Below are 10,250 nucleotides of genomic sequence, written 5' to 3'. Positions count from 1 at the left end.
ACATAAAAGTTAAAGAAAATATCGCTCACCGGGAATCCAGTTTCAACCAACGTTTTTCATTGACAATTACCTCTATCCACCCCATCTTACCTTTGTCATCGTTCGAGGGGTCTCCACTCATGCGGATACGAATCGTTTTCCTGCTTTTATTCTTGCCACTCGCGGCAATCGCGCAAGTGCACACCACCTACTTGTGGCATTTACACCAGCCGATCTATTGGCCCGATCAAGCGCCAAGTAACACCAACAATTACGAGAAGGCATGGGAATCGATCCAACGCCGGAATGCCGGCGCCCAACACCCCGAGAACGATGTCGCGCAGATTTTTTCCGTGGCTGACCGGGTCGCGGCATACCAGAATCGGATCCGCGATGCGATACAAAGCATGGGTGGCGTGAACAGCGGCGCGCAAGTCACCTATTCCGGTTCCCTCATCGAAAATGTCGGCAGCTTGGGGAGCCATAGTGCCAATGGATATACCCCAACTTGGTATCAAGCAAACCGCACCGCCCGTAATTGGAACACCAGTGCAAATCTCCCCCGCCTCGATTTAGTTCTCTTCCCCTATCATCATCCATTGATTCCGTTGCTTGATGAAGCTACCGTAATAAAATCGGTACAGTTGTATCAGAGTGGTTATTCGGCTGCTTGGGGAAACACCCCTGCCCATTCCAATGGATTGATGCCGCCCGAACTTGCATTCAGTGAGCGGAACATTAAAGCGCTTGTGCAAGCCGGAGTGCAATGGGTCTTTGTCGCAAACAATCATCTCTCCCGTGCCTGCGAGAATTTCCCAATGGTTTTCGGCACCGGCGGTGAGAATTGCGATCCACCGAATCGTGCCGATCAAATCAATCCTTCGCAAACGAATTGGTTTGCCCGCACTATCGACCGGGGGTGTACCCCCCGCAATGCGTATCCGTTTTCAATGCGTCCACACTATGCGCAGTATGTCGATCCCGATAGCGGAACGGTCTACCGGATTATCGTCGTACCAGTCGAGATGGCGATGAGTTGGGTCGATGGTTATCAATCCTACGGGATCACCGATATCAATACCATCGCACCAGCGAATGAGCCGAATCATCCTATGCTCATCGTACTCGGACACGATGGCGATAATGCCTATGGTGGCGGCTACTCCTACTACATGGAGAGTGTCCATAATTTTACGACGGCGGCAGTGGCGGCAGGGCATGTCCCGACCACAGTCCAAACCTATCTCACGCAATATCCAGTTGCGCAAAACGATGTCATCCATGTCGAGGATGGTGCATGGGTGAATGCCGATGGGGATTTCGGTTCCCCCGATTACATCAATTGGAATTGGCCGCTGGTGAATGCAACCGGACAAATCGATATCGCGAATGGCTGGGCGGAGGATGAACGGAATTGGGCTGTGATTACGGCGGCACAAAATCACGTCGAAACCGCGGAACAGATTGCGGGCAATGTCCGGATCGAAGCGATTCGCGATCCGATTGCGAACAATGCGACTCATGCCGAACTAGCTTGGCACTTCTTCCTTCCCGGCACTGCCAGTGATTTCATGTACTATGGCGCCTCGCTCGATATGGAAGTCAAAGCGACGATTACCTGTAACAACGCGATCGAACATGCGAACATAGTGATAAATTCCGGTATCGATCAAACACCGCCGACGATTTGGTTGCCGCAACAGTATCCGCATAATCCAGGCAGCATTGGGTTCGGACCGCAGTATGGGTATCGGCAGGTAATGAATAATCGCGATTTCTGGATATGGACCTTCGCATACGATGTATCCGGTATCCAAACGGTGAATTTCAAATACCGGATCGACCAGGATGGTGTAAATCCGTTAAGCAGCAATCAGAACGAAGTGTATGCCAACGGGAATGAAGTCGGGACCTGGGTAACCCGACCGATGACACGAAGAATCTTTCCGAGTGGAAACTTTTTCAATAGCCCGGAAATCAATTTCTTCGAGCTGCCACAAGCCATTGCCGACGAGTATTATCTCCATGTGACCGATCCCGCTATAACCGATAGCGGTAATGTGCTCATCGATTATTATGTCGAGGCAATCGATAGTCTTGGTTTTACGAAACGGTCCCCGCTGCAGCACACCTATATCGGAAATGGTACGGGAAGCGGCAGTGGAAATGCCGTCACATGGACTCCGCAAGCGCCACAGGTTGGCGACACTCTCACCATTCGTTACGATGCGGTTGCTGGTGCATTAGCCGATACAACAAATCCGGTATATATCCATATCGGGCATAGCAACTGGCAGGGAACTATTACACCCGATCCCGCCATGCAACCGGACACCGGCGCTCATCGCTGGTGGTATCGTTACATCATTCCCGCGAATGCTGTTTCGGTGAACTTCGTTTTCCGCGATGCACAAAACCGGTGGGATAACAACAACGGTCAAAATTGGAACGTACCGGTTACGGGCGGCGGCGGCGGCGGGACGCGCGAGTATGTAATGGATGGACTACTCGAATCATGGGTAACAACCATCGGCAGCCGCGATTCGGTTACGTTATACGCCGATTGGAACGGGGAGGAATTGTATATCGCGGCGACCAGTGCTCGCAGCCACGGACGCGATCATTTCCTCATGCTCGGCGATTGTACCAGCATTATGGTCGCGGCACCGTGGGCGAAGCAGGGACAAGTGATGCAATCCGCGGCATATATCGGCAACGAGAGCTCCAATAACTGGGCTGGTTGGTTCAATCAAGCTGCTAATGCGAACGCGCGAGTTGCAGCAGGAAACGTGGTGGAAGGAGCGCTCAACCTCACGGCGGAAATGGGTGGTACCCGTGAACGGATATGGCTGGCATTCGCCTCGTACCAAACCAACGATGGTGGCGCACTGGTTTCGCAAATCCCTGCCCCGGTGACAGGAAACAGCAACATCGAACCGAATGAATTTGCACTCTACGAGTTGATTATCAACCGCGCGATTGAGACGCTTTCCGTGATTCCTCATGAATTCGGATTGCTGGGAAATTATCCGAATCCGTTCAATGCATTGACGTCGATTCGGTTCGCATTGCCGCAGTACGAACAAGTATCGTTGACCATCCATGATGTTACCGGACGTTCCGTGGCAACTTTGGTGAATCAACCGATGCGGGCGGGAAATCATTCGTTGACTTGGCGTCCGAATGCTTGTGCAGGCGGGGTTTATTTCGTACGATTGCAATCCGGAAAAATTGAACAAACCCGGAAAGTACTGTTATTGAAGTAGTATGATTCGGTTTTCAGGGGGGAGGAAGATGTCAATAAGAGCGGTAGGGCTCGGATTGCTCACGTTACTCGCATTAGCAAGTTCTTTGTTCGCTTTTACACTGCCGGACTCGGTCGTAAAAAACACCTCCTTTCAACACGCCACCGGAAAACTGCTGCAACACGAAGCGGTGATACCCACCTCAGTCAAAGAAGTTTGGAATGCTTTTACAACGACTGAAGGGTTGCGTTCCTTTGTCGCGCCGGTTGTCGAAATCGATTTCCGGGTTGGAGGAGTCTGGGAAGCGAGTTACGACCCCACCCACCGCATCGGTGATACCACAAACATCCAGAATGAAGTGCTATCGTTTGTCCCGGAGCGATTGCTTTCGATTCGGATAAAACGCACCCCGCCCGGTTTTCCCAATCCGGAAGTCGCAGCAAAAATCGCAACGGTTATCGAGTTTCATCCCATTGATGCGAATAATACTAAAGTAATAATCTCGATGTGCGGCTGGGAGGCGAAACCGGAATTTGATAAAGTGTATCAATTGTTTGCGTGGGGAAATGGGGAAACCTTGAAGAACTTGTATCGGCGATTTGTTGAGGGCCCTTTGCGTTGGAAAGGTGTTGAAAAGAAAGGATAAACATGAGTGAGCAACCCGAGAAAAAAGTGCCGACCAAAGAAGAGATGCACAAGTATTATGCGATTGAATTCTTCAATCAGTCGTGGGACTTTTTAGATAAATATGTCGCATCGAAGGAGATCGAAGATGGGGAGACCGCATTACGGCTCGCTTATGCTTCGGCACAACACTGGAGTTATGTCGGTACGACCCTCAACACACAACGCGGCGAATGGATGATTTCCCATGTCGCGGCAGTGCTAAAGCGTCCCGAGCAAGCGCTGCACCATGCGAAACGCTGTTACGATTTGACGATGGAACATCATTTCACCGACTTCGATTTGGGGTATGCTTACGAAGGAATGGCAAGAGCGTACGCGGCTGCGGGGAATCGGGACGAAGCACTGAAGTGGCGCGAACTCGCACTGCATTCCGTCGAACAAATCAAGGAACAAGGCGACCGCGACCAATTCCTAAGCGATATGAACAACGACCTCTGGTTTGATATCAAGTAGGGGCGCAGACACTTGCACCCCGAAAATCAGAGATGGTGGCTACGGGCTTCCAAGCCCGTTGCATTTTTCAGTACGTTGGACATTCTTGTCCAACGGGCGAGATGAGTACATGAGTTTATTATGGTTCGGGTACTGACAGGTCTCCAGACCTGTAAAAAGGGCGAACACAAGATTCGCCCTTACTCACGGGCGGCTGCCAGCCGCCCCTACAAACTGACTTGGAAGCCCGTAACCACCACACGACTCCCCCAAAAAAAGAAGGGGCGTATGCCATACGCCCCTCCCGTCCAATGCTATTTAACGCCCGTTGGACAAGAATGTCCAACGTACGGATGGGAGACGGAACGAATGACTCAGACAAGATTGTCTGAGCTACTTACAATACACCACGTCGTCGTTGGTCGGCTTCGATGGAGTCGAAGAGCGCTTGGAAGTTCCCCTCGCCAAATCCATCATGTTTTTCCCGCTGGATGAATTCGTAGAAGAGCGGTCCAACCATATACTTTGTGAAGAGTTGCAACAGGTATCCATCGGGATCGCCATCGACCAGTATACCTAACGCCTTCAATTCATCGAGTGGTTGACGGACGCCCGGTACCCTGTTTGGAATCGTATCGTAATAGGTGTCCGGCGGTGCATCGAGGAAAACGAGACCGCGCTCGCGTAAGGTCTGAATCACATACATCAAATTAGCTGTCCGGAACGCGACGTGCTGTACCCCATGTCCGTGATTCATATCGAGAAATTCCTCGATTTGCCCTTTTTTACCGCTCATCTTCTGCGGTTCGTTAATCGGGATAATCACTTTCCGGTCGTGGCTTGCTACTACTTTGCTTAACAACCCGGTTTCGAGACCCTTGATATCAAAATCGCGAACGACTTCAAAACCGTAAATCCGTTTGTAAAACTCGACCCAAACATCCATCTCCCCTTCAGGGACGTTATTGGTCATGTGGTCGATCCGCTCGAGTCCAAATTTTAGTGGTTGTTTTGCCATTGGGTGGTGTAGGTGAGTGTAACCCGGCAGAAATACGGGACCGCCATCATCAGGGCGTTCGACGAATAAATTTCGGACTGCTCCGAAGCCTTGAATTGAGGCAGTTCGATACAATGCGCCATTGACATTTCGTTCGGATACCGGTTCCGCCATTTTCGCTCCGCGGTGCACTGCCTCTTGGAGCGCATGTTCCGCTGAATGAACCCGAAAGCCAATCGTACAAACACCGTCTCCATGCTCTTCCCGGTACTTCCCGGGAAACGAATCTAACGGTGCATTCACGCTTACAATAACCCGAATTGCCCCTTGTTTGAATAGATGAGAGGAGTAACCTCTTGCAACCTTTACTTCGGTGCGGGTAAATCCCATCGCATCGTACGAAGCATCGATGGCGGTGGCATCTTGAACGGTAAACTGAATGTGGTCGAAATCGATAATCCCTAAGGGATTAAACGTGTACATAAGCACTCCAATTGGTGTTATCGGAACAGCACTGACGCAGCGGACTGTAGGGGAGATTGCAAAACGGGGTGGCTACCGTGAATGAACTCTTCATCATAAAATGATACGAAAACCGTGCTCCCCTTGCAAGGTGGAACGAATCCTTTCTAACAATTTGTGGACTTGGGAGTTCGAGTCGTTCTCCCGATGGAAAGAGGCAAGGATAGGAATGCTGTTGCTACTCTTGCAACAGCAAATCGATTGGGTTAAGCGTTCCCCTTTCGCTACCCGAACGTACCACGTATCTTGTAAATTCAATCGTTAAGTCTGAGGGTACCGACAATGGCTACTACTGCCGAGATGAATCGCACATTGCTGACGTTCAATATTATCCCGCGACTGCCGGAAAAACTGGTTGGATTGCGCGATCTGGCGTTGAATCTCCATTGGTGCTGGAATCACGACACCATCGATCTCTTCCGCCGCCTTGACCGCAACTTATGGGATGAAGTCGGCCGTAATCCGATTCGGATGCTGGGCGAAATCTCCCAAAAGAAATTAAATGAAGCCGCCGTCGACGAAGGGTACCTCTTACTCTATGAACGAACGAGAAACGCTCTTCGTTCCTATCTCACCGAAGCGAAATGGTATGAGAAAAAATTCGGTGTTACCGAAGGGCCGCAATTTGCCTACTTTTCCGCCGAATTTGGATTGACCGAATCGCTCCCGATTTATTCCGGCGGCTTGGGTATCCTCGCCGGCGATCACCTGAAAAGCGCTTCCGATATGGGGATTCCCTTGGTGGGGGTCGGGTTGTTGTATCAACAGGGGTATTTCCATCAATACCTGAATCCCGACGGTTGGCAGCAGGAAAGTTACCCCAACAACGATTTTTACCAATTACCACTTGAACCGCCCCACGGACCCGATGGCAGATGGATTAAAATTGAGGTCGAGTATCCCGGCCGCACGGTCACAGCGCGCGTCGTGGTCGCTAATGTGGGACGGGTGACACTGCTGTTGCTCGATACCAATATCCCGGAAAACTCGCCGGAAGATCGCGACATCACCGACCAGCTCTATGGCGGCGATAAGGAAATGCGGATCAAGCAAGAGATTCTGTTGGGAATGGGCGGCGTACGGGCATTACATGCAATGGGATTTCACCCCACCATCTATCACATGAACGAAGGGCACAGCGGATTTTTAGCATTAGAGCGCATTCTCACCATGCGCCGGCAAGGGGTCACCTTTGCCGATGCCGCGGAAGCGGTGCGTCACAGTACGATTTTCACGACGCATACCCCCGTGGCGGCAGGGATCGATCAATTCCCCGAATCGTTGGTCGAAAAGTACTTTTCCTATTTGTATGGACCGCTCGGCATTACCAAGCAGGAATTCTTGAGTCTTGGCCGTTGGCAGGGGCAATTCGATGGCGAATTCAATATGGCATTACTCTGCCTGCGGATGTCGACCCGTGCCAATGGCGTGAGTGAATTGCACGGGCAAGTGTCGCGGAAATTGTTCCATAACATCTGGAGCGAGCTTCCGGTCGATGAAGTACCAATCGGTCACATCACCAATGGTGTTCATGCTCCATCTTGGATAAGCCGCGATATGCACGAGTTATTGGGAAGATATTTGGGACTCGATTGGCAGAATAAGCAGACTGAAGAAGATACCTGGCATGCCGTTCATGAGATTCCCGACGAGGAGCTCTGGCGAACCCACGAGCGACGGCGGGAACGGCTCGTTGCCTACGCTCGGCGCCGGTTACGGACGCAATTGGATCGCCGCGGCGCACCGAAATCGGAAATCGAGGCGGCGCGCGAAGTACTCGACGGTTCGATTCTCACCATCGGATTTGCCCGGCGATTTGCTACGTATAAACGCGGCGATTTACTGCTGCACGATCCCGACCGGCTCAAGCGGATTCTCACGAATCGCGACCGTCCCGTCCAGTTTATTTTTGCGGGGAAAGCGCACCCCGCCGACGTCGAAGGGAAAGAACTCATCAAACGGATTGTCCACTTTACCCGGGATTTGGATATCCGCCGCCGGTTTGTTTTCCTCGAAGATTACGATATGGGCGTTGCCCGGTATATGGTACAAGGGGTCGATGTTTGGCTCAACAATCCGCGCCGCCCCTATGAAGCATCGGGCACCAGCGGTATGAAAGTCGTATTCAACGGTGGTATCAACCTCTCGATTCTCGATGGCTGGTGGGTCGAAGGATATCAGCCCGATACCGGTTGGGCAATTGGCGCCGGGGAGGATTACGACGATTCCGCTTATCAGGATTATGTCGAGTCGCGTGCGTTATACGATTTGCTCGAGAAAGACGTCATTCCGTTGTTCTATCACCGCACCAACGACGGTCTGCCGCGCGATTGGGTGAATAAAATGAAACACTCGATGCAAACACTGGGGCGCATGTTCAATACGAACCGGATGGTGCGCGACTACACCGAGAAGTATTACCAGCCGGCGTGGGAGCACATGGCAAAGCTTAGCGCCAATGGGATGGCCGAGTTGCGGTCGCTATCGCAATGGAAACAGCGGGTACGGCGGCAATGGGATGGCGTATCGATTCTCAAAATCTCTGCCGATCCGACGATTGAACTAATCGTCGACGATCCGATTTCGATTTCGGCGCGGGTCAATTTGAATGGGCTGACTCCGGAAGATGTCGCGATCGAAGTATTCTTCGGCGCGGTGAATACCGACGGCAAATTGCATCAAGGGGAAGCAATGTCGATGGGACTCGAATCGAAACTCCCCGACAACACCTATTTATATCGTAGCGTGTTAACGTGTACTCAGAGCGGTCGTCATGGCTTCTCGGTGCGGGTAGTACCGAGCCATCCCGAACTTGCACACCGCCACGATTGTAATCTCGTACGTTGGGCGAAAGCGATGGGGTGATGTTGGTGTTGGGTTTGGGTGCTGAGGAATAGGTGATAGATGGTTGGTGGTTAGGGCTCCAAGCCCGAAGTTTCATAGTAGGGGCGGCTGGCAGCCGCCCTTTTTGTCGTTGTGTGGAGAGCTGATCACAACCTTGTGCGACCGTAGCGACGTGGCAACACCCGAAGGGCTCATCGAAGGTAATTTTCATCTTCTTTCGTAGGGGCGCAATTCATTGCGCCCTTTTGAGTCGGGTTCGATGAATCGAACCCCTACACTACTGCAATAGCCACTTTTGCCAAGCGGCATCTAAACTATCAAGTGGAACCCCATAAACCGATTCGATTCTCCGAACTCCTTGTGTGTAGAATTCGAGCATTTTCTTTCTTCCATATTTTTCATCCAAGAAAAGATAAAATAGACCAGACTGCATATATACACTTCGCCCGATTTTTGTATTAGGGTAATATAATTGATCGTTTTCAATCAAATATTGGATGGGATAGGTATCACAATCGTTTCTGTTTCTGAATCTTATGTATCGTTCCTTTTCCACTTTTGTATCATTGATAAACTTGTATTCCATTAACATTGCTATCCCTTCCAGTTCGAAATTGTGTTCTTTCAGTTTGAGTAGGGCATGTGTAACTTCGTGCACAATCATACTTTTTTTATTATAACCATCTTTGTCTAAGTAAACTGCCTTCCTTCCCCCTTCGTACTTTTTACTATTTAATATAATAACATAAAATGCATCCTTAAGGGGAATTTCAAAATATTGAGTTACTCTATCGATTGCGTTCTCGACATTCTTCATCAAAAAGAATTTTTTCCAAACGTTAATACCTCCAACATTACTATCGTCAATCACGATTTGGTATTTTTTTGATGTAGTAAGATTGTCACAACCCTGGAATAGAACCAAAGAAATTACGCAATAGATGCTAATGCGTATTAACCATATAAACGAACTCTTTTTGAATCTTTCTTTCATGTTGCACCAACCGATAGACTATTCGTTGAAATATCCTTAGTCGTAAAATACGCACCATCTTGTAAGAACAAAACCTCATTGCCAATACTTGACAAGCATCTCTGTTTTTGTTATTTTACCGTATGGTTAATTAATGAATCGGTTTACTACGATGCCAACGGATCAACTGAGTAATACGTTCGCGGCGCTCGCCGACCCGACCCGCCGCGCGATTCTGAAACGCCTCTCATCCGGTGAGACGACGGTTTCCGAACTCGCCGCGCCATTTCACATGACGCTGCCAGCGGTAACGAAGCACTTGAAAGTGCTCCAGCGCGCAGGACTCATTACCCAAAGCCGCCATGCACAATGGCGTCCCTGCCGACTCGAGGCAAAGCCATTACAGGATGTCGCAAGTTGGGTGGACGAGTACCGTGCGTTTTGGGAACAACGACTGGACCGGCTTGAGGAATATCTAAAATCATTACAGACGAACGAGCTTAAATGAGTACGTCGCGCAACAGTATCCTGCGCGATTTTCTTCGCGATTCCGGTCGTATCACGTAATCAG

7 protein-coding genes are annotated in these 10,250 nt (G+C 50.4%); 5 read left to right on the top strand and 2 right to left on the bottom strand.

All coding sequences use genetic code 11. The features are described from left to right. The first annotated feature begins 119 nt into the window (after positions 1 to 119). From OEM52_00565 to OEM52_00555, 3 genes are read left to right on the top strand one after another with little or no spacing between them, the layout of a single operon-like run. Complete coding sequence (locus OEM52_00565; GenBank protein ID MDK9698628.1) at positions 120 to 3,245, top strand: carbohydrate-binding protein; 3,126 nt, start codon at positions 120 to 122, stop codon at positions 3,243 to 3,245. Positions 3,246 to 3,273: 28 nt separating this feature from the next. After that, positions 3,274 to 3,870 (top strand): SRPBCC domain-containing protein, encoded by a 597-nt coding sequence (locus tag OEM52_00560; protein ID MDK9698627.1) that lies wholly within the window; start codon positions 3,274 to 3,276, stop codon positions 3,868 to 3,870. Between the two features lie 2 nt (positions 3,871 to 3,872). After that, entirely contained in the window at positions 3,873 to 4,364 is a 492-nt protein-coding gene (locus OEM52_00555; GenBank protein MDK9698626.1) for a hypothetical protein, read from the top strand. A 376-nt stretch (positions 4,365 to 4,740) separates the two neighbouring features. On the opposite strand, the gene hppD is transcribed toward OEM52_00555, so the two are convergent. After that, positions 4,741 to 5,823, bottom strand: coding sequence for a 4-hydroxyphenylpyruvate dioxygenase (gene hppD, locus OEM52_00550; GenBank protein ID MDK9698625.1), 1,083 nt, complete (start codon positions 5,821 to 5,823; stop codon positions 4,741 to 4,743). A 321-nt stretch (positions 5,824 to 6,144) separates the two neighbouring features. Between hppD and glgP the strand changes: the two genes are divergently transcribed. Next, positions 6,145 to 8,727 carry an alpha-glucan family phosphorylase gene (gene glgP, locus OEM52_00545; protein ID MDK9698624.1) on the top strand — a complete coding sequence of 861 codons (2,583 nt, stop codon included), beginning with the start codon at positions 6,145 to 6,147 and terminating at the stop codon, positions 8,725 to 8,727. A 256-nt stretch (positions 8,728 to 8,983) separates the two neighbouring features. Here the strand turns inward: glgP and OEM52_00540 are convergent, their stop codons facing one another. Further along, positions 8,984 to 9,577 (bottom strand): hypothetical protein, encoded by a 594-nt coding sequence (locus tag OEM52_00540; protein MDK9698623.1) that lies wholly within the window; start codon positions 9,575 to 9,577, stop codon positions 8,984 to 8,986. Positions 9,578 to 9,851: 274 nt separating this feature from the next. Here OEM52_00540 and OEM52_00535 point away from each other — a divergent pair, with 274 nt between their 5' ends. Beyond that, the gene (locus tag OEM52_00535) at positions 9,852 to 10,187 is read left to right on the top strand and encodes a metalloregulator ArsR/SmtB family transcription factor (GenBank protein MDK9698622.1); all 336 of its coding nucleotides are present in this window, start codon (positions 9,852 to 9,854) and stop codon (positions 10,185 to 10,187) included. Positions 10,188 to 10,250 lie beyond the last annotated feature (63 nt).

It is taken from the genome of bacterium (genome assembly GCA_030247525.1).
GTDB lineage: Bacteria > Electryoneota > JAOADG01 > JAOADG01 > JAOADG01 > JAOTSC01.
Note: the sequence above shows the minus strand (reverse complement) of the source record. Positions and strands in the feature narration are given on the sequence as shown.

Bases quoted from the DNA above. Each gene is read 5' to 3' on its own strand.
- OEM52_00535 (MDK9698622.1), top strand. From the start codon at position 9,852: ATGCCAACGGATCAACTGAGTAATACGTTCGCGGCGCTCGCCGACCCG.
- OEM52_00555 (MDK9698626.1), top strand. From the start codon at position 3,873: ATGAGTGAGCAACCCGAGAAAAAAGTGCCGACCAAAGAAGAGATGCAC.
- OEM52_00560 (MDK9698627.1), top strand. From the start codon at position 3,274: ATGTCAATAAGAGCGGTAGGGCTCGGATTGCTCACGTTACTCGCATTA.
- hppD (MDK9698625.1), bottom strand. From the start codon at position 5,823: ATGTACACGTTTAATCCCTTAGGGATTATCGATTTCGACCACATTCAG.
- glgP (MDK9698624.1), top strand. From the start codon at position 6,145: ATGGCTACTACTGCCGAGATGAATCGCACATTGCTGACGTTCAATATT.
- OEM52_00565 (MDK9698628.1), top strand. From the start codon at position 120: ATGCGGATACGAATCGTTTTCCTGCTTTTATTCTTGCCACTCGCGGCA.